This is a genomic window from Pseudoalteromonas sp. JSTW (assembly GCF_013423925.1).
Taxonomy (GTDB): domain Bacteria; phylum Pseudomonadota; class Gammaproteobacteria; order Enterobacterales; family Alteromonadaceae; genus Pseudoalteromonas; species Pseudoalteromonas lipolytica.
Genome location: NZ_CP058973.1, coordinates 406,140 through 427,165, shown reverse-complemented (window position 1 = coordinate 427,165; position 21,026 = coordinate 406,140). Strand labels below are relative to the sequence as shown.

The following is a 21,026-nucleotide window of genomic DNA, read 5'->3' as shown; positions in this document are numbered from 1 at the left end:
AGGAAAACAATGAAGTTATTAAAGTTATCAGTCGTTACTGCGGTAGCAACAGTGCTTGCTGGGTGTGCAGCAAAACAAGACGTCTCACATTTTGAAGCCGAAGTACCAAAAACAGTGTGTATTGCAGAGCATCAAGCTGTTAAAGAGGGTGTCGTAACGGCGCTAGAATCAGGGTTTGCCAAACATAACGTGAAAACTCGTGTTATCCCAGCAAACTATGTTTTAAAACATCAAGCGTACCAAACGGATATTACATCGGCTAACACGGATGGCTGTGATGCAGTTGCTTTTTATGTCGCTAATTGGCATTGGGATCTCGCCCTGTACATGGCGTATGCTAATATTTGGGTGATGGATCCTGAGCAAAAAGAAACGATTGCTCAAGCAAGCTACCGCACTGGTGGTGGGCTAGATAAGTTTATTGATGCTAATGATAAAATTATCGAACTGGTCGATGCGATGTTTCAGCAAGTTGAAAGCAAAAACAAAAATAAATCAGAAAAAACAGCGATCTAATTAAGTTGGTCAGCCTATGGCTGACCAATCTCTTCTTTAACTTTATTTCTTACCACACTTTCAAGGCTTTTCAGGCCCCATTGTTTACCGGTTTCAATTGCTTCATCTATCGGTTTTTTAAGTGTCACAGCATGATAAAGCGCAACCAAGGCACCGACACGATTACTACTAGCACAGTGCAATAATGTGGTTTCTTGTTGATGTGTTTGCAGTAAGGCTTGAAGTTTTGTGGCATTCTCAAGCGTAATATCTGCTTTCGAACGAACTGGAATATGGTAGTAATTCATACCGAGTCCACTTACTAACTCTTTCTCCGACCAGCTAGTTTCATTATCGCCGCGTAAGTTAATAACTGTTTGCAGCCCCACGTCTTTTAACTTAGCAAAGTCTGTTTGGCTGGGTTGACCCGAGGTATAAACAGACTCTGATTGTGCTTTTAAGTTTAAAATATCAAGTTGTGTTACGTCTGTTTGAGCGGCTATCGTTGAAAACGACAGTAAAGCGAATAACGCTAAGTGTATGAGCTTATTCATAATGTCTCTTTTAATTAGGTTAATGTTTGGTATAAACAGTTCGCACGCACGTATGCCCAGTCTATGATGACTTATTCAGTAAAGGCGTGGTTACTTAGGATGATAAAAATGTGTTTTCATCCCTTTTTACACTGCTTTTATGTATTTACTCTAATCTGTCGGATTAAAAATGTACATCTTAGTTTTAAATTTGATTGTTGTGCTTTAAAAGAGAAATAACTATCAAAATTGAGTAACTAAATTTCATTGAAGTAAAGCACAATGGCGGCTCCCTCTAGACTACTCCCACTATGAATATTGATACCAATACCAAAATTATCGAACCATGAGGTCCAGTGACGGCTGTCCCACAAAAAGCCAAGGCCATATTCATAAAAGTGATCAGTGCCAAACGCAGCTTGGCTGTCTCCACCTAAGTCAATGCGTTGCCCTTTAATGTAGAAAGCTTGTTCAAAGGGGCCCACTTTGAACATATTAAATTTAGCTTTTATGCCATTAAGTATCCGTGTTGTTTCAGGCTTTGCACTTTCAATTTCGTTAGGTTGTGATAAAGCCCAGCCGTAATAATAATTAATATTTAACTTATATTCATAATAGCCCCAATGTCGAGGCAATCTATAAACCATAGACAGGCTGGGATTTAACACCAGCGCATTACTGTTTAAATTAGTATAGAGATTGTTGGTTAGCGGTTTTAATACGTCACGGCTTTGCTGAGAGTTATAATCGTAGTCATTGTCGTAATGTAGGTAGTGGCTATTTAAGCCAATAATATAGGACCATTTTGAGCCGAGTGCTTTTTCAGCATTAATGCCAAACGTGGCGCTATAGACAGTTTCAGAAATAGAGTCGGATTGGGCTTCGTCAAAGAGTGAAATGAAATCAGCTTGATTCAAATAACTGACCCAGCCGTTTATATGCCACTTATGTTCATAGTAGGGCTGTTTTGCCTCCCATGAGAAAGGAACACTGTATAAGCGCAACTTTTTGCGAAGGGCAATGCTCTCGCCATCTTTATTGGTAAAGTGAGGGTTAAATATTTTTTGAGGATCAAAATCACCAAACCCCAAGGTAATACTGTCGCCATCAGTAAGTACTTAAGACGTTGATAAGGCAGTTTCAAGCTGTTTGGTTGGGTTTGCTTGCAAACTGAAAGTCATTACACAGCATAGTAAAGCACAGACTTTTATCGGTAACGTCATAAAAAATAAAGGATAGGAACAGGAGTAATAATCATAGAAGTATATACACAGCCTCACAACAATCGAAACAAAAAAGCCAAGTATTCTACTTGGCTTTTAAACGTTAATCGTGATTAAGGTTGGTAATAAATAGGTGATTCAGGTCCCACCGGAAGGCCTAATACAAATACCCAAAGATAAAATAGGGCAACCCAACCGACAAAGAAAATCATGCTATAAGGCAACATAGTGGCGACGAGTGTGCCAATACCCATGTCTTTTTTGTATTTAGTGGCAACCGCCAAAATTAAACCAAAGTAGCTCATCATTGGTGTAATTAAGTTTGTCACAGAGTCACCTATACGGTATGCCGCTTGAATGGTTTCGGGTGCGTAGCCAATTAGCATTAACATAGGTACGAAAATAGGTGCTGTTACTGCCCACTGTGCAGAGGATGAGCCTAAACTCAAGTTAACTAGCGCACACATTAAAATAAAGAGTACGAAAACCTCTGGGCCTGTCAGGTTTAAAGCTTGCAGAAGTGCAGCACCATTGATAGCTAAAATAGTACCTAGATTAGTCCATTTGAAAAAGGCAACAAATTGAGCTGCAAAGAACACCAAGACGATATACATGCCCATAGAGCTCATACTTTTACTCATCGCATCGATGACGTCTTTATCGTTTTTCATCGTGCCGACAACTCGGCCATAGACAAATCCAGGAATACCAAACGTGACAAAAATAAAAACCACGATACCTTTTAAGAAAGGTGAGTGTGCAACTAAGCCTGTTTCAGGGTTACGCAAAATGCCATCGTCAGGAACAATGGTCCATGCAAGTAACAGCGATACAACCAATAATGAGACACCCGCCCACTTTAATCCTGATTTTTCTTTTGCCGTTAAGCCTGCGATATCGTTTTTAGGTAAGTCATTACTTGCTTCTTCTGGGTTGTATTTACCTAAGCGTGGTTCAACAATCTTTTCGGTAACGAAAGTGCCTAAAATAGCGATTAGGAATACCGAAATCATCATGAAATACCAGTTAGCTTCGGCGCCTACTTGATAATTTGGATCAATCATTTGTGCAGCGGGTGTCGTAATACCCGCTAACAGTGGATCAATCGTACCTAGCAATAGATTCGCACTGTAACCACCGGATACCCCTGCAAATGCTGCAGCAAGACCTGCTAATGGATGACGCCCCAAGCTGTGGAAAATCATTGCGGCTAAAGGAATTAATACAACATAACCAAGCTCAGATGCAGTATTTGATAATATTGCCGCAAAGACCACCATAAACGTGACTAAACGTTTTGATGCACCCATGACCATACCGCGCATTGCTGCAGAGAGTAGTCCCGAATGTTCAGCAACACTGACACCTAACAGAGCAACTAATACAGTGCCCAGCGGGGCGAAACTGGTGAAGTTGGTTACAAGACCTGTCACAATACGTTGCAAGCCTTCAGCGCTAAGTAAGCTGACTACTTCAATCACACCATCAGGATCGCGGCCAGCGGCACCTTCGGGGCGCGGGTCTATGGCACTTAATCCAAACCAATCTGCAACACCGCTAAAAACAATAATTGCTACACAAAACATTGCAAAGAGTGTGATTGGGTGGGGGAGCATATTCCCTAAAAATTCGACAGTCGCTAGGAACCTGTTAAACAATCCATTGTTATCACCATCGTTTGTGGTTGGTGAATCTACTGCTTTTGACATATCCAGTTCTCATAATTACAAAATGGCGTTAACCTAGCATTTTTTGACCTCTGGGTCATGTTTTTAGCGATAAGATATGTTTTAAGTGCGGTTGATTACCCCTTTGTACAGCAAAGGATAACGGCGTAAACGTTTACCGATATAATCATCGGCAAGAATTTGCGCACACACTTCGTCTACACCGTTACTGGCTTCAAAGACCCAATCGAAACGTTCTATTGCTAGCAAGAAACCTCGTTTGAGAAAGCTTTGTTCGCGATAAAAGTCCAAGTTTTTACGAATGATGTCTAACTTACGAGGATCATCCTTCAGTGCGCTAATTACCTCATTTATGTAAGCAACTTGCTGCTTTGATTCAGCTTTTACACGTCGCGACATTGTTAAGTTAGTGCTCCTCGTTAGCAATAAATTGAATTTTCTTTATAAAGTCGTCTTTATTCTTCTCATGTTGGTAATCAAGGTGATAAGTATTATGAAAACCAAAGCGAAGCAAAACACCACTGCCTTTTAAGTAAACGGTGTAGCCATCAATATCAGAGAAAGCGCAAATGCCTTCATAGAGCTTGCCGTCTTCATGGTCTTCACCGTGTTGGATAATTTTTTCGTAAACAGAAAGAATTAATTTACCGTCTAATTCATTTTTCATGATGACTCCTTTTATTCTCAGTACGTTAAATACCTATAAAAAGTTTAGTGCTATTTTGTGTAATGTGAATATTCATACGCCAGTGTTTTGCGTTAGGTCATTAAAAAACAAAAAAAGTGCCGTGGGTGTCGAAAATTTACAATACCTTAGCGACACCCCACCACTAAACTGTTTTCTATTTGCAGGTGACCGTATGAGCCGTTTAGCTATTACAATTTTATTCATGTTACTTATGAGTATAGGAAGTCCGTTGTCAGCGCAACCTCCACTCACTTTACAAACCCACACAGGCGAAGAGGTTAGTCTTAATAGCCTATTTGGACAAAAACCCGTTTACTTAAAATTCTGGGCCACGTGGTGTAAACCTTGTATGCAGCAAATGCCACATTTTCAACGAAGTTATGAACAGTACGGTGATAAAATTCAGTTTATCGCTATCAATATAGACCTTAATGATAACGCGGATGCCGTTGCGAAAGTTGAAAACCAGTTTTCACTCACAATGCCTATGTACACAGACCATACAGCGAAGGTTGCAAAGCATTATGAGTTTTTAGGTTCGCCTTTTCATGTCTTAATTGATAATAACCAAAATGTGATTTTTCAAGGGCATGATGCCGATCAGCCACTCGATAATACGTTACGGTTACTCTCGCACAATGGCCGAGTTGATAAAGTAAGGCTGCTTAATGAAAAGCAAAAGAGTGGCACGCAATTAGTGATCCCCAAAGACGCTAAAAAAGCGGTGTTGTTTACAACAACGTGGTGCGATTGGTATTTAGCTGATACCCGTCCACAAATGGCCAAGCAATGTGTACTTGCTCAAAAGTACATTAATGAACTTGCAGCACAGGGAATTGATGTGGAAGTAAAAGTGAGCCAGCTTTGGACAGACCATAATGCGGTCGCTGAGTATGTTAAAAAATTTACTGCCAATATGCCGGTTTCAATTGACTATGGTAATGATTTATTTATTGAATATGGGATAAATTCGGTGCCAAGTTTATTAATCTTTGAGAATGGAAAGCGTGTTGCAAAACGCGAAAAATTTTAGTCAAAACGCTGCGAATTTGCTTTGTAATTCACTGAATTTAGCCTATGCTCAAAGCTCATTTACTTGTGAGCTTAAAGCATGATTGATAAGGCATTATTAACAAAAACTCGCGAATTATCTGACCGATTAATCGCCCTACAAACTCCGATCAGAATTCTTGATGCGATTAATTGGGATAAACAGATCAAAGAAGAGTTTTTTAAACATAAATGTCAAAAAAACCCGACTGTTGACCAAGCCTATTACCAACAGCGTGACCTTGGTTTTGTGCCAAGTGATTTACGCCGAGCATTTTCAGATCTTAACCGCGATATCATCAGTCAACTCGGTCAGTTAAATCCTATTGCACAGTACATGAGTAAAATGTGCACAGAGTATAAAACCGTACTTAGTATGATTGAATATCGTGGAACCCCAGAGTTTCATGACCTGTCGGTGGAGTTATTTGGTCACCCAAAAGATTTATTCCATGCGGGTGAGCCTTCGCTTGCTGAATTGGCTACGATGTTAGAACAACCCCTTAAAAGCATGCTTGATGCAGACATTTTACCCGATGACCCAAAAAATATTGAGGCAGTGGATGCGGTAAAGATTCTGGCTGAGCAAGTGAAGCAGAGTATGCCGGGTATAAATGTAGAAGTTATTTTAAGTGATGGTATTGTCAGTGATGCAGCAGCAGGGGCTGACAATATTAAGCTGAATCAAGATGTGAAATTCTCACAACGAGAACTTGATATTCTTGAAGTGCATGAAGGCTGGATCCACGTTGGCACCACGCAAAATGGTTTAGCTCAACCTTATTTAACCTGTTTAAGTAAGGGCACGCCAAGCTCAACAGTTACCCAAGAAGGCTTAGCTGTTTTGACAGAAATAATTACGCTTAAGTCAACACCAAGGCGGTTAGCTAAATTAGTTAATCGTATTCAAGGTATTACCAAAGTAATTGATGGTGCAGAGTTTGTTGATATTTATCGAGATTATATTGCGCAAGGGCTAAGTAAAGACGACAGCTATACGTTAACGCAACGTGTCTTTAGAGGAAGCACAGCAACGGGTCTGCCATTTACGAAAGACATTGCTTACATTAAAGGTTTTGTGTTGGTGTATAACTTGATCCGTGTTGCAATTCAGTTAGGTCGCATTGATCAATTACATTTATTGTTAGTCGGTAAAATCTCAATTGATGATTTTAGGCTTATCTCACAATTACATGACTTAGGAGTGATTGAAGATCCTAAATTTATTCCTCCACATTTCAAAGATTTAAGAGGTTTAGCCACGTGGCTCAGTTTCGGGCGTTTTATTGGCAACTTGTCATTTGAACAACTTGAGAATGACTATAAACCTTTGTTTATTTAAGAATAAAAAACTCAAAAGTAATGCAATAATTATATAAAGCAAATTCCATCTAAATTTAGTATATATCGTAAATTTTTGTTTACGATATATACTTTTGTTTCTTTTATGTAAACAGCCTGGTTTTTCTTACAGCCCCCGTATAACCTCCTTTTCGCTAATTTACATGATGCTAACGTTATGTTTTTATTTTTGTTACTCATCTTACTGTTGTTGTAAACGATATAGTGATAGAAAAGATATGTTACATTTTGGTAACAATAACGAGAGGTGTCCAAATGGGATTTAATAATTATAAAAAAAGCATAATAGCGTTGACTATTATGGGTGCATTGAGCGCACACAATGTAATGGCTGCAGATAGTGCATCATCGGGCTTTTTAACAGGTGTTGTGGAATCTAGCCAGGGTCAGCAATTGTCAGGGGCTGTAATAGAAATAAAAAATGAAGAAACAGGCCTAACACGTACACTTGTTACATCAGAAAATGGCTCATACCGTTTTCCTCTATTACCAACGGGTTCTTATACCGTGTCTGTAAAAAAAGACGGTTATGTACTGGCTCAAGAGTCTGGTTTAAGAATCAATATGGGTGTTAAAACAAGTTTACCTGTGACGCTATACGCATCAGGAGAAAAACCTGAAGTGATTGAAGTGATGGGTAATCGAATTAGTTCAATTGATGTTTCATCAAGTGAGTCTGTTACTTTTGTTGACCAAGAATTATTGGCACGCGTACCAGTCGCACGTGATGTAACTTCAGTTGCATTATTAGCGCCAGGAACGACACAAGGTGATGCAGGTTTCGGTAATTTAGCATCATTTGGTGGCGCGTCAGTGGGTGAAAATAGTTACTATGTGAATGGCATGAACGTAACTAACTTCAGAAACGGTTTAGGTGGTGCAGATGTACCATTTGAATTTTACGATACATTTGAAGTTAAAACCGGTGGCTACTCTGCAGAATTTGGTCGCTCTACTGGTGGGGTAGTCAACGCGACAACCAAACGTGGTACAAATGAATTTGTATGGGGTGCGAGCACCTATTTCGAGCCAAGCTCAATGGCAGAAGACATTCCACAAACATATCGTACAGAGGAAGGGGTCGATCTTTACGGCACTGAATATTTTAATGGCGACCAAAGTCAGCGTAAAGTTGGTGAAAATGACTATAACTTATGGGCTGGCGGTTCAATTGTTGAAGATAAGTTATTCTTTTTTGGTTTAGTTAATTACAACGAACGTGTCTCTGACTATGCATCAACTTCTAATAAGTATGAACGTGAGTCAGGCGACTTATTTGTAGCACTTAAACTTGATTACTATATTACAGATGATCACATCTTAGAGTTCACGGGTTGGGATAGTTCAAGTGATCTTGATAGTATTAAATACAATTGGGATCCAGAGGCAAGTCAAATTACTAGCCGTCGAGGTGACTATACTTTAAAACGCGGTGGTAAGACTTATTCATTAAAATACACAGGTATTTTATCTGACACTTTAACGGTCAGTGCGATGGGTGGAATTAACGAAGCGAACTACAGTAATGTAAACGCTGGTTCGAGTCCGTTTGGTGAATACCCTATGGTTTACGAGCGCTTTAGCGGTACTGATTTAGGCGAGTGGGCCTTAAGCTCGCCTAGTTTACAAGAAGATAAACGTACTGCATATCGTCTTGATTTTGACTGGTATGCGACAGATTCTCATACACTACGTTTTGGTCTAGATTATGAAGAGCTTGATTCTACTGAGAATACTCAACGTTCAGGTGGTGTTGCTTATCGTTATCAAGGCTGTGATGATTTAGATGCTGTGAAAGCCGGTGATCCGTCTAGCTGTGGTGTGGTTCGCCAAGAGTTTTATATAAACAACGGTGATTTCACAACGAAAAGCTCTGCATACTATATTACTGATACGTGGACAGTGACCGATAACTTAACCCTATCACTTGGTTTACGTAATGAAACCTTCGAAAACTATAATAAAGAAAATCAAAAATTTGTTGATGTGTCAGATCAATGGGCGCCGCGCTTAGGTGCAAGTTGGGACCCATTCGGTGAAGGCGAGTTTAAAGTATTTGCAAACTACGGTCGTTACTTCTTACCAGTTGCAACAAATACCAACATTCGTCTAGCTGGTGATGAACTGTACACTCGTCAGTTTTTCGAAGTGTTAGGAATTGCAGATGATATTTCGAAGGCGCCTATTCTTGGAGAAGCATTGTCGGCAAAAGATATCCTTGCTGATGGTACGTTAAAAGGCACGGATGAAACAGTTAACGCTGACATTGAGCCAATGTATCAAGATGAGTTTATCTTAGGTTTCCAAACGGTATTAACTGAAGATTGGAGTATGGGTGTAAAAGCAACATACCGTGACTTGAAAAGCTCATTAGAAGATATCGCTATCGATAAAGGCTTTAACGATTATGTTGAGCGAGAGTTTGGTAGTTCATGTACCATGTGTGATGGTTTCCATTATTATGTACTAACAAATCCAGGTGAAGACGTAACAATTACCACTGACCCTGATGGCGATGGTCCACTTGCATACGGAGCCTACACGATTCCAAATTCAGATTTAGGCTATCCTAAAGCTGAGCGTCAGTATGGTGCTGTTGATGTGAACTTCAATAAAGCATGGGCTGATGGCTGGATGTTAGACTTTACCTACACATGGTCACATAGCTGGGGTAATAATGAAGGTTATGTTCGTTCAGATAATGAACAGACCGATGCTGGTTTAACAACTAACTTTGACCAACCAGGCTTAACGGATGGTGCGTCTGGTAACTTACCAAATGACAGACGCCATCAGGTTAAGATGCAGTTTGCTTATGAAATTACAGAAAACCTAACAATGGGTTCTAATTTCTTCTGGCGTACTGGTCGTCCTTATGGAGCATTTGGTCTACACCCAACTGATGCCTTTGCATCTTTATATGGTGCAGAAGCATTCTATAAAGACGGTGAGCTAGTGCCTCGTGGCAGTGCAGGACGCACACCAAACACTTGGAACCTAGATTTAAGTCTGCAATATAACATGAAAATTTCTGAGCATGACTTAACATTTAGAGCGGATGTATTCAATGTATTCAACAATGATGAAATAACGGAATACAATGAAACTGCAGAATTTATTTCAGCATATGATCCGGATTTTGGTGGTTATCGAGGTGCAGCTAACCCAGATTACTTGTTAGCAACTAACTATCAAAAGCCGCGTTATGTTCGTTTAAGCGCAAGCTTTAAGTTTTAAGACAGCACTCTAAGTCGTTTAATAATTAAAGCCTTTTCATTTGAAAAGGCTTTTTTAATAAAAAAACGCAGCTGGAATGAGCAGCTGCGTTTTGTAGAGTTAAAGCATGTTTGCCTTGCATGCTTTGTCGAGGAACTTGTTAACCTGTTAGTGCATCAACGTGTACAACATCGTTTAACACAATGACTTCTGCACGTTTAAAAAAGTTAAAGTCGGTAGCGGTTGCTAATGTATATGCACCCATCATGCGACTGATGATTAAATCACCGTTGTTTAGTTTTGGTAGCATAATTGACTCGCTTACTACGTCAATACTGTCACATGTTGGGCCTGCCAGTACCGATTCTACGCGCTCGCCTGACTGTTTTAATGAGTCAATCGGATAACTCGCTTCGTCAAAAAGTAAACCACTGAATGAGCCATAGATACCATCATCTAAGTAATACCATGGTTTGCCTTCGCGTACAGCTTGACCCATGACTGATGCAACACTGGTGACGGCACCGGCAACAATAAAGCGGCCGGGTTCAGCAATTACACGAACGGTGTCTGGTAATTGCGCTAACGCGTCGTTTATTGGCGCACAAAACTCATCAATAGGCAGTACATCTTTGTTATAAGGCACAGGGAAACCGCCACCAATATCAAGCGTGCTTAATGCAGGTAATCCCAGCGCTGTCACTTCATTAATTACGTGGTTACATGCTGAAATTGCTGTAACGTACTTGCTTGGGCTTGCTGTCTGCGAACCAACATGGAACGATAAACCTTTAATACGAATACCCAGTTGCTGTGCGTAGGTAATAATGTCAATCGCCATTGCAGGGCTGCAACCAAACTTTTTCGATAAATCAGCAAATGAGTCTGCATTACGAAAGCTTAAGCGAACAAGAAGTTCAACGTCGTCTTTGTATGCAATGAACTTTTCGAGTTCGTTGATGTTATCAACCACAAACACATTGCAACCGTATTCAAGTGCATCACGAATGTCTGCATCGCGTTTTATTGGGTGAGTGTGAATAGTACGCTCACTGGGCACGCCTTGGTTTGCAACTAAATCAATTTCCCCACTGGTTGCTAAGTCAAAGCTTGCACCTTCTTCAAGTAAAGTTCGTACAACAGCAGCATGCGGGAGTGGTTTCAGTGCAAAGTATAAAGTCACACCCGGCAAAGCACGGCTTAAAGCTCGGTACTGTTGGCGAACAGACTCGCAGTCTAAAACCATTAGCGGGGCACCGTGTTGTGCAACTAATTGCTCAATAAGTTGATTCGACGGTTGTGCAAAATGTAATGTTTGGTTTGCAGCAACCTTAGCTGCAGGTACTTTGATTGTTAAGTCTTGTGTAAGTGTTGAAATAGCCATTTTACTCTCCGGCAATTAAGCAACCGCTCGGTAAAAATGGAAGTCCGAGTCAGTTGAGTGTCATTAAAAGCGCACATATTTATAAAGGGTGTGCAATCAAATTCACTCTTGGATAGTTGCTCTATCGCCTTGCTACAAACAGGGTTTGTAATGTACTCGGATTGGCTATCATCAAGAAGCAGCGAGATAATAGATCTGGTTTTTTATTTGTGCAATAAAATTTTTTAGGAAAATAAAAATAATTTTTTATTGTTATTTTTCAAGGGTATAAATCGATTAATAATATTTATTCTATGGATTAATATTGTTTGTTAAACGAAAAAAATCCCCTTTAAAAAGGGGATTTATCAATTCTATAATTGCAGAACCTTGCCGCTAATTAGCGTGCATTGGTACTTTCAAATATTTTATCAGCAGAGGCCGCCACAAAGCCCGTGTAAAGTTCGCCATCGGGTTTTGGATAACGTAGCGCGAACTCGTAAAAACAGCTTGGTACTGCCATTTTACCATCACTAAATTCTACTTCACTGTCATCAGCTAAAGTTGATGATTGCTCAAGAAGTACCTCTGGTGAGCCTTTAATTTCACCGCCAGAGGTATTGAGTGCAAAGCCTGCGTCTTTCAATGCTTGGTTTACGCTCTCAATGTTATCAAACTTGGCAAGTTCGTTAATGCTAACTGTGAAGTGATTGGCACGGTAGCCCCATGCTGACATCCACGCTGCATATTCACTCTCAGCTAATAGTTTTTTGTAAGTGTCTGAGCTTACTTGCCAATGAGTCCCTGAGTATAAAAAGTTATCAGCAGTGACGGCATCGGCATCAATTTTTTCTACCATGTCGTTAACAATGGCTTGTAACTCTGCTGAACATTGCTCTACAAGTAATTCAGAAATAAACACTTTAGGTTGTTTCGGATCTGAATGTTCATAGTGCTTTGCATACAGTTTTTTTGCTTCGAAGTGGTATTCACCACACTCTTTATAGCCCACGGCTAAGAAGTGGGCTGCGAGCTTTTCGAGGCCAATCTTTTCATGGTTAAAAGTACGTAATGCAATGTGGTCGTTTATTACATCATCTTTTTGTGTCGAACCCAGTAACTCATGAACTTTCACTGCCGAAGGCGTAACTGATAAATAGTTATCCCATAGTTTTTCAAATAGGGCATTTACATCTGTGTGCATTTTAAATTCCTTCATTTAAGGCGGTAAGACCGCCAATCAATTATTCAATAATTAAGCCCGGCGCAAGGGTTTGAGGTAAGTTAACTTTGTCGGCCTCTACAGAAGCAACAGGGTATGCACAGTAGTCTGCTGCATAGTATGCGCTTGCTCTGTGGTTTCCGCTTGCCCCAATACCACCAAACGGTGCGGCGCTAGAAGCCCCTGTTATTGGACGATTCCAGTTAACAATACCAGCACGAATACGTTTTAAGAAGTGATCATAGTCTGCACTTGCATCACTTAATAAACCGGCAGATAAACCAAATGCGGTGTTATTTGCTTCTTCAATCGCGCTATCAAAGTCTGTATAGCGATATACCTTGATGAGTGGTCCAAAGTGCTCTTCATCAGGCATCTCTTTTACATTCGTCACATCAATAATTCCTGGGCTTACAAAGCCTGTGCCCGGTTGTAGATGTGTTAGTTCAACAAGGGGAGTTGCCCCCATTTCAATAAGTTGTTGCTGCGCAGCAACCATGCCAAGCGCTGCTTTTTCGCTGATCATTGCGCCCATAAATGGCTGCTCTTCACTAAAGCTATCTGCGACGACAATGTGCTTAGTTGCTGCCACTAATTTGTCTAAGATAGCATCACCATTTTGTGTATTCTCAATGAATAATCGGCGTGCACAGGTACAGCGTTGACCTGAGGTAATAAAACCTGATTGAATGATATCGTGAACCGCAGCGTTGATATCAGCGACATCTTTTACAATAAGCGGGTTATTACCGCCCATCTCCAACGCTAAAATTTTACCTGGGTTGCCTGCAAATTGTTTATGTAATAGGTGACCTGTGTTTGAGCTGCCGGTAAAGAATAAACCATCAATATCTTTATGGCTGGCAAGGGCAATCCCAGTATCCACTTCACCTTGTACAAGGTTGATGACACCTGCTGGTAAACCGGCTTTTAGCCACAGTTTTAATGTAAACTCTGCAACATGGGGGGTCAGTTCAGAAGGTTTAAACACCACGGTATTACCCGCTAAAATAGCAGGAACAATGTGGCCATTTGGTAAGTGACCAGGGAAATTGTAAGGGCCAAACACTGCGACAACACCGTGTGGTTTGTGTCGAATAAACGCTTTGGCGCCTGGCATTGGGTTCTCGGTTGTGCCAGTACGTTCGTGGTATGCTTTAACTGAAATAGCAATTTTACCGGTCATCGCGCCTACTTCAGTGCGCGTTTCCCATAATGGCTTACCTGTTTCACGGGCAATAATTGTTGCAAACTCTTCGCTATGTTCTTTTAATTGGTCTGCGAAGCGCTCTAATACTGCAATGCGTTCATCAACGGTTTTGTCTGCCCAGTCTAGTTGTGCTTCTCGTGCTGCTTTTATGGCAGCATCCACTTGCTCTGCTGTGGCTGTTTTGCCTTGCCAAACAATATCACCATTGCTTGGGTTAACAGAGTTGAACTCGTGGCCTAGACCATGCTGCCACTGGTTATTTATTAATTGCGTATCTTGAGTTATTTGACTCACCGTAATCTCCTTAAGCGGCTACAGGCGGAAAAATCGCGCTGCATCCCCTTGTTTTAATTTAAGTGCATTGGCCACTTCTTGGCTGACAATAAGCGTGTGTTTCGCGTGGTTATAATGAGCATGCTTTGTGAATGTGGCTCTAAAGTCATTCACACCTTGATTGCAGATTGCCAATGTGTCTGAGCTTTTTTCGTTTATATGCGCCAGTTCAGCAATGGTAATAGGGCATACCTGTGATTCACGAACGCTGCGAATATTGCCAAGTTTTGCTTCTACCGTGGGGCCTGCATCGAATAGGTCAACATAGCCGCGATGCTCAAACCCTTCTTTTTCGAGTAGTTTGAGTGCTGGTTTGGTTTTTTCGTGCACTTTACCAATCACAGCTTGCGCTTTTTTGCTTAAAAGGTTGGCATAAATTGGGTATTTTGGCATGAGTTCGCTAATGAATACTTTATCGCCCAAGCCCACTAAGTGATCTGCTTGTGGGAACTCAATACTAAAAAAGTGTTCTTGTAACCATTGCCAAAAGGGTGAATGTCCTTTTTCATCACTGACACCGCGCATTTCTGCGATAACGGTGTCTGCAAAACGCTCACTGTGCTGCGCCATAAATAAAAAGCGCGAGCGTGATAAAAATCGTCCGGTTAACCCTTTACGGTTTTGCTCACGTAAAAATAAGGTACAAATTTCGGAACAGCCTGTGTAATCATTACACATGCTCAAAATATCAACCGTGTTATACACGTTAAGTGTGCGAGAATGATGGACTGTTTTACCTAAGTGATAATGATAAAGTGGGACCGACATACCTACCGCAGCCTCAATGGCTGTGGTACCAATGACTTGACCGGTTTTACTGTCTTCTAAAACAAATAAATAGGTTTCATCATGTGGTTTGTTGATGTCTTTGGCAAAACTGCGTTCAGCGCGGTCAATTTTTTCTAGCAATAAATTGTCATCAACCGGGAGTGAGGTAAAACCATGGCCCGATTCAATGGCAATTTGCTTTAAAGCTGCAAAATCATTTGCAGTAATTGGACGTAATACTTGCATTCATTGCTCTCCGATGGCGTGCTGAATTAACAGCACGCCAACTTGGATTAACCGTTTACAACGTCTGCAACCGCTTTTTCAAAGCGTGCTAAACCTTCTTTGATATCTTCAAGTGGGATCACTAAAGAAGGCGTAAAGCGCACAACATTTGTGCCAGCAACTAGGCTCATTAAACCGTGCTGAGTGCTTGCAACGAGGAAGTCACGAGAACGGCCTTCATATTTACTGTTAAGCACTGCACCTAATAATAGACCCTTACCACGTACTTCACTAAATACGTCGTATTTTTCGTTAATGGCTTTTAAGCCATCACGTAAAAGTTGTTCGCGCTCTTTAACTCCAGCAAGCACGTCTGGTGTGTTAACTGTATCGAATGCCGCTTCAGCTACAGCGCACGCTAATGGATTACCGCCATAAGTAGAGCCATGTGTCCCTACTTTTAGGTGCTCGGCAATATCAGCTTTGGTGATCATGGCACCGATAGGGAAGCCACCACCCAGTGCTTTTGCTGTTGTTAGGATATCAGGTGTTACGTCTAAATCTTGGTAAGCGTATAGAGCGCCTGTGCGGCCAACACCCGTTTGTACTTCATCAAAAATGAGAAGTGCGTTGTGTTTGTCACATAATGCGCGGACCCCTTTAACAAAGTCGCTAGTTGGTGAAATAATACCGCCTTCACCTTGCAAAGGTTCCATCATAACCGCACATGTGTTGTCGCTGATAAGCGCTTCAAATGCAGCAAGGTCATTGTAATCACAATGATCGATGGCAGCTGGTTTTGGACCAAAGCCATCAGAATACGCCGCTTGACCACCTACCGTAACAGTAAAAAATGTACGGCCATGAAAGCCTTTATTAAAGGCAATAATTTGATTCTTTTGTTCACCATGTACATCTAATGCCCAACGACGCGCGAGTTTTAAAGCTGCTTCGTTTGCTTCTGCCCCTGAGTTTGCAAAATAAACCTTATCAGCAAAGGTCGCATCAGTGAGCTTCTTAGCCAAACGCAATGCCGGTTCGTTCGTCATTACATTTGATAAATGCCAAATTTTCTCGCCTTGCTCTTTTAATGCATTAACAAGGGCAGGGTGACAATGACCTAAGCAGTTCACTGCAATACCACCTGCAAAGTCGATAAACTCTTTACCGTTTTGATCCCACACGCGTGAACCCTCGCCACGAACTGGGATAACCTCTGAAGGGTTATAGTTTGGCACCATTACGTCGTTGAATAATTCTCTTGTTACTTGCATGTGTTGCACCTAAATCTGGCTTAATATGAAAAAATTAAAATTGCAAAAACTAGGTTAGTTAAGCCGTTCCTGCCTAGTTACGCACGATGAGATTATTTTTCTTATCAATTATTTATATTATCTGGTTTGCGAACTTAAATTTGCAGTGCTATTTTGTGTAAATTGACTAAAATAAAAAGCAAATTGACGAAAGAATTAAACAAAATGATAACTCCTCAAGATGAAAAGTTGCTTGCGATATTAAAAACTAACGCTCGCGCAAGTGTGTCGGATTTAGCAAGGGCCTTAAATTTATCACGCTCTACGGTACAAAGTAGGATGTTAAGGCTGGAAGAGTCGGGTGTGATCAAAGGGTATAGCGTTGATTACGGTGATGCCTATTTAAGCCAAATGGTCTCAGCGCATGTATCAATTAAGGTGAAACAAAAGTTAACCACAAAAACGAATATAGAACTGAAGCAAATTGACGCAATTTCTCAGCTTTATGCGATTAGTGGTGAATTTGATTTGATTGCAGTCGTACAAGCTCAAAACCTCGAAAAATTGAGTCATTTGCTTGATGATATAGGTAATCTAGATGGAGTAGAAAGAACAACTTCGTCGGTAATATTAGAAACAAAGTTTAAGCGCTAATAGGGCCATTTAGCGCTTAATGTTGGGTTAGTTGCTTGCTTTACGAATAACTTTCTTTTCAACTTCATCCAGTTTTATGACGTAGGCATTGCCGCCAATGCCTTTAAATTCTTCATCGGTAAACACGATGGTGTTGTCATCATAAAAGGTGACAGCCTCTTTTTGAGTAACGATACCTAGGTCGATACGTGATACATCACCCGAAAAGAATTTGTCTTCTTTAAAGTTTTCAAATAGCCAGATACTTGTTGAATCGAGAAGAACCAACTTAGTTCTATCGGGGCTTAAAGCCGCGGAGGTGATCCAACATAACTTTTCTAATGTGGTACAGGTCTGAAATGAATCAATCAGCTCAGCGTCAAAATTAGCAGCGTGATCGCCTACTTTATAGACATTCGTTATACCATCAAATGGTTCTGTTCTATTTTTAGTAAATAAGTATAAATGACGACCGAAGGCGACAAAGGCCTCTAGGTCAAAGTTTCGTTTGTCAGGCTCAATAGGGGTGCCATCCATTTCTGGATAGGTGAATTTGATGATTTCGGCTTCAGTTGTGTCCCCTTTGATATCAATGGGGTTTTCGATTTTATAAATTGTTAGCCATTTTCTGTCGTTTTTATTATTGCCGAAATCGCCTAAGAAGAAATGCCCGAAGGTGTTTTGGGTCATGTCCTCCCAGTCAATGTTTTTGGCATTAGTGACAAGGATTTCTTTGGCAATTGAACCATCTTGGTTAAGGCGGTATAACTTGGGCTTATCGCCACTGTCGTTTATTGCCCAAAGCCGTTTGTATTTATCAAATTCAATACCAGAGATTTCTTTGACTTTAGGATCAACAGTTAATCGCTTTTTACTGTAAAGGGTGTAAATAGAAGACCCGACCAGCGCTGCAACAACAGTCACGGCAAGGATAAAAAAGGTGAATACGCTTTTCTTTAACATTAACAAGGAAATGGCTTTGGAAGATGTAAAGTAGTATACCCTACAATCTTTATCTTTGTATATTCCATACCCCAGTTCCTGTCGCGGCCATAAAGTTAATATTGTCTTGCAAGACTTTGTGTCCAACATTCACTGATGATTCTGGGTGGCTGACTAAATAACCTTGTACACTGCGTATCCCCATTGATTTTACGAGTTCAAACTGGGCAAATTCTTCGACACCCTCAGCCACAATTTTTAGTCCTAATTTATGGCCAAGCTCACTGATTGAATGCAGTATTTCATTGTATTTAGGATTGCTATTCGCTTGGGCAATAAACAGACGATCGAGTTTAATGACGTCGATTGGTAAATCAGCCAGCGTGCTTAACGAGCTAAAACCCGTTCCAAAGTCATCAATTGCAATAGTGACGCCACTGGCTCGTAATTTCTCAAGTTGCTGAATAATGTGTTTACTGGCTGTAATAAGTGTTGATTCGGTTATTTCTAACATTAAGGCACTTGCAGGCAAGCCTGTTTTAGCCAATATGTTCATTACCCAATCATACACAGCGCGGTGTTTAAGTTGAATGCCTGATATATTCACCGATATTTTAACTTTTTTCATCCCTGCGTTATACCACGCTGACATTTGTCTGCATGATTCGAGTAAAATCCAATCGCCTAGTTCGAGGATCAGGTTCGATTCTTCGGCAATAGGAATAAACTCAGCAGGTGCGATTGCGCCTTCTACCGGATGATCCCAGCGGGTGAGAGCTTCGAAGTAATCGATAGTGCAGTTTTCTACGTGCACAATTGGCTGGAACGATAAATGAAAGTTCTCGCAGGCAATCGCCAAACGCATTTCTTCAAGTAAATAGTGATAACGGCGCATTTTATTGCCCATTTCGGGGGAGTACACCTTAAAGATACCGCGACCATCTGTTTTAGCGCGATACATTGCAACATCGGCCATTTGTAATAATGCATGGGGCGTTGCTGCACTATCGGGATAAACGGCAATACCAATACTTGCACTAATTTTAATCAGTTTATTGCCGAGCACAAAATCGCGTTCGATTTCTTGCAATACATTTTGCGCAATTTCTAGGGCTTTATCTTTGTGGTCGAGCTGACTTATAAAGATTGAAAACTCATCACCGCCTAGACGCGCTAAGTTTTGTTCAAGCCCATTTGTAGCAGACACATTGTTAAGTTTATGGTGGCGTACCACACTGGTTAAACGGGCTGCAACTTGAATAAGCACTTCGTCACCAAAGCTGTGGCCGAATGAATCGTTAACTTGTTTAAACCCATCTAAATCGATGAATAATAACGCGCAATTTAACTTATCGATTTCAGCCAGACTTAATTGCCTTGTTAAATGTTCAATATAGGCATGGCGGTCAATTAACAGCGTTAATTTGTCTTGGCAGATACTGACCTGCGATTCGTGGGTGTAGGTCGTAATATGTGAGCTTAATGTATGAATGTGTGTTTTTAGCTGGCTTACAATTGGTTGGCTTGTATCGTTATTACGCGCTAAATGTAAGGATTTGAGAAGGTTTGATAGTTGATTATTGAGCTCAGTTAAGGTGTGTGTATCGTTTTCTGTTTGTCTTTTTATATTGATAAGCCAACTAATCGCTAAACCGAGCAATAAAAATATACTGATATTGATGGGCGAGAGGAGCGTTGACCAAAACAGGGATGATGCACTGATAGTAATAAATGAAGTGGGTGTTGATTTGACTACAACATACTGCAGCTCATCTTTGTTAATGAGTTGCTGACCTCTAAACACCATATTATACCACGGTGCAGATTCTAGCTGAGTGTTTACTTTTGGCTGAGATTGTAACTGCGTATTATTATTGAAATGTGCTAAATCATTAACTTGTTTCGTTAATAAAATATTTAAACCATACACAAATGCAATTAAGGTAATAATACAAATAGATAATGTACGAAACGCGTTGGTCATTAGTCGCTACCATCCCGGGTAAAATAGTTTTTAACCCACTTCTGAGTTATTCAGTATATTGTTTGTCACTAAAATAGACAAAGTCTTTTTAATGTAATTAATTTGTTAATAGTTTTGCAAATGAAAAATTTTGCATCTACGTTAGTGTTTTTACTCTATTTTTGACTTAAATTTTATTCACTTTACCCCTGTCTACTTGTTAACTACTTTTATGAGTATGCGCTGATCAAAACAATAAAAGAGCCTGAAAATTAAGTGTATTTTATTTTCAACTTGGTTCGGTTATTGCTCTTATTGAATAAGCAATATGATTTTGAGTACTTTTATTTATTTTGCGCACTGAAATGGTGCGAAAAATAAAAAATTGCACTGTCATAATGCGTAAATATAGATTTGATTAACTAAAGCAAAATGCATGCTTTAGATTGGACGTTGTTTTAAATCATGTAACGCACAGCCTCCGTCTGTTGAGTAGTTGAACACGGCACTGTGGCAAGGATTAATTTACCGATTGGTTGAATTGGAGCCCACTATGTTAAGTAAACGTTTTTTTAAGACTAAAGACGAAACAGAAGTCACCTTTGAATTTCAGCACCCTGATGCTGAAGATGTGCAATTAGTTGCTGAATTTACAGATTGGCAACCTGTGCCAATGAAGTTCAGTAAAAAAGAACAAGTATTCAAGTGTAAGCAACGTCTGCCATTGGATAAAAAATTTCATTTCCGCTATCTGATCAATGGCCAAGTTTGGGATAACGATCATCAAGCTGATGGGTATATTCCAAACGGTTTTGGTACCGAAAACAGTATTGTTAACACTCAACGCGCTTAGGTGTAT

Annotated in this window: 18 protein-coding genes; 6 read left to right on the top strand and 12 right to left on the bottom strand. The window is 40.4% G+C overall.

Translation table 11 applies throughout. The annotated features are described in order from the left end of the window. Positions 1-9 precede the first annotated feature (9 nt). Complete coding sequence (locus GZH31_RS18205; protein ID WP_036972093.1) at positions 10-516, top strand: Sbal_3080 family lipoprotein; 507 nt, start codon at positions 10-12, stop codon at positions 514-516. Positions 517-530: 14 nt separating this feature from the next. Here GZH31_RS18205 and GZH31_RS18200 read toward each other — a convergent pair whose 3' ends face one another. From GZH31_RS18200 to GZH31_RS18180, 5 genes are all read right to left on the bottom strand, one after another. Further along, positions 531-1,049, bottom strand: coding sequence for a protein tyrosine phosphatase family protein (locus tag GZH31_RS18200; RefSeq protein WP_075593237.1), 519 nt, complete (start codon positions 1,047-1,049; stop codon positions 531-533). Between the two features lie 236 nt (positions 1,050-1,285). Continuing rightward, complete coding sequence (locus GZH31_RS18195) at positions 1,286-2,119, bottom strand: Solitary outer membrane autotransporter beta-barrel domain (RefSeq protein WP_180311910.1); 834 nt, start codon at positions 2,117-2,119, stop codon at positions 1,286-1,288. A gap of 245 nt (positions 2,120-2,364) precedes the next feature. After that, positions 2,365-3,960, bottom strand: coding sequence for an AbgT family transporter (locus tag GZH31_RS18190; RefSeq protein ID WP_036972087.1), 1,596 nt, complete (start codon positions 3,958-3,960; stop codon positions 2,365-2,367). Between the two features lie 81 nt (positions 3,961-4,041). After that, entirely contained in the window at positions 4,042-4,338 is a 297-nt protein-coding gene (locus GZH31_RS18185) for a hypothetical protein (RefSeq protein ID WP_051501861.1), read from the bottom strand. 7 nt (positions 4,339-4,345) lie between these two features. Then, positions 4,346-4,606: a DUF3081 domain-containing protein gene (locus tag GZH31_RS18180; protein ID WP_036972083.1), complete on the bottom strand. Its 261-nt coding sequence runs from the start codon at positions 4,604-4,606 to the stop codon at positions 4,346-4,348. 193 nt (positions 4,607-4,799) lie between these two features. On the opposite strand from GZH31_RS18180, the gene GZH31_RS18175 reads away from it, so the two are divergent. From GZH31_RS18175 to GZH31_RS18165, 3 genes are all read left to right on the top strand, one after another. Further along, positions 4,800-5,660 (top strand): redoxin domain-containing protein, encoded by an 861-nt coding sequence (locus GZH31_RS18175; protein WP_180311909.1) that lies wholly within the window; start codon positions 4,800-4,802, stop codon positions 5,658-5,660. Positions 5,661-5,738: 78 nt separating this feature from the next. Then, positions 5,739-7,019 (top strand): flavohemoglobin expression-modulating QEGLA motif protein, encoded by a 1,281-nt coding sequence (locus GZH31_RS18170; RefSeq protein ID WP_036972081.1) that lies wholly within the window; start codon positions 5,739-5,741, stop codon positions 7,017-7,019. Between the two features lie 275 nt (positions 7,020-7,294). Continuing rightward, positions 7,295-10,276 carry a TonB-dependent receptor gene (locus GZH31_RS18165; RefSeq protein ID WP_036972078.1) on the top strand — a complete coding sequence of 994 codons (2,982 nt, stop codon included), beginning with the start codon at positions 7,295-7,297 and terminating at the stop codon, positions 10,274-10,276. 139 nt (positions 10,277-10,415) lie between these two features. Here GZH31_RS18165 and GZH31_RS18160 read toward each other — a convergent pair whose 3' ends face one another. The 5 genes from GZH31_RS18160 to GZH31_RS18140 form a co-directional block, all read right to left on the bottom strand. Further along, positions 10,416-11,639: a type III PLP-dependent enzyme gene (locus GZH31_RS18160; protein ID WP_118844848.1), complete on the bottom strand. Its 1,224-nt coding sequence runs from the start codon at positions 11,637-11,639 to the stop codon at positions 10,416-10,418. A 379-nt stretch (positions 11,640-12,018) separates the two neighbouring features. Beyond that, the gene (locus GZH31_RS18155; protein WP_118844849.1) at positions 12,019-12,822 is read right to left on the bottom strand and encodes a DUF1338 domain-containing protein; all 804 of its coding nucleotides are present in this window, start codon (positions 12,820-12,822) and stop codon (positions 12,019-12,021) included. 40 nt (positions 12,823-12,862) lie between these two features. Then, complete coding sequence (gene astD, locus GZH31_RS18150; RefSeq protein ID WP_118845270.1) at positions 12,863-14,335, bottom strand: succinylglutamate-semialdehyde dehydrogenase; 1,473 nt, start codon at positions 14,333-14,335, stop codon at positions 12,863-12,865. Positions 14,336-14,362: 27 nt separating this feature from the next. Continuing rightward, a complete protein-coding gene (gene astA / locus GZH31_RS18145; RefSeq protein ID WP_036972072.1) occupies positions 14,363-15,397 on the bottom strand; it encodes an arginine N-succinyltransferase in 1,035 nt (344 codons plus the stop codon). 47 nt (positions 15,398-15,444) lie between these two features. Beyond that, positions 15,445-16,650: an aspartate aminotransferase family protein gene (locus GZH31_RS18140; RefSeq protein WP_065979022.1), complete on the bottom strand. Its 1,206-nt coding sequence runs from the start codon at positions 16,648-16,650 to the stop codon at positions 15,445-15,447. Between the two features lie 204 nt (positions 16,651-16,854). Between GZH31_RS18140 and GZH31_RS18135 the strand changes: the two genes are divergently transcribed. Beyond that, positions 16,855-17,283, top strand: coding sequence for an Lrp/AsnC family transcriptional regulator (locus GZH31_RS18135; protein ID WP_036972068.1), 429 nt, complete (start codon positions 16,855-16,857; stop codon positions 17,281-17,283). A gap of 27 nt (positions 17,284-17,310) precedes the next feature. On the opposite strand, the gene GZH31_RS18130 is transcribed toward GZH31_RS18135, so the two are convergent. After that, positions 17,311-18,225 carry a hypothetical protein gene (locus GZH31_RS18130; RefSeq protein WP_036972067.1) on the bottom strand — a complete coding sequence of 305 codons (915 nt, stop codon included), beginning with the start codon at positions 18,223-18,225 and terminating at the stop codon, positions 17,311-17,313. Positions 18,226-18,274: 49 nt separating this feature from the next. After that, a complete protein-coding gene (locus GZH31_RS18125; RefSeq protein WP_065979024.1) occupies positions 18,275-20,188 on the bottom strand; it encodes a bifunctional diguanylate cyclase/phosphodiesterase in 1,914 nt (637 codons plus the stop codon). Positions 20,189-20,720: 532 nt separating this feature from the next. On the opposite strand from GZH31_RS18125, the gene GZH31_RS18120 reads away from it, so the two are divergent. Continuing rightward, positions 20,721-21,020, top strand: coding sequence for an isoamylase early set domain-containing protein (locus tag GZH31_RS18120; RefSeq protein ID WP_118844851.1), 300 nt, complete (start codon positions 20,721-20,723; stop codon positions 21,018-21,020). Positions 21,021-21,026: the final 6 nt, after the last annotated feature.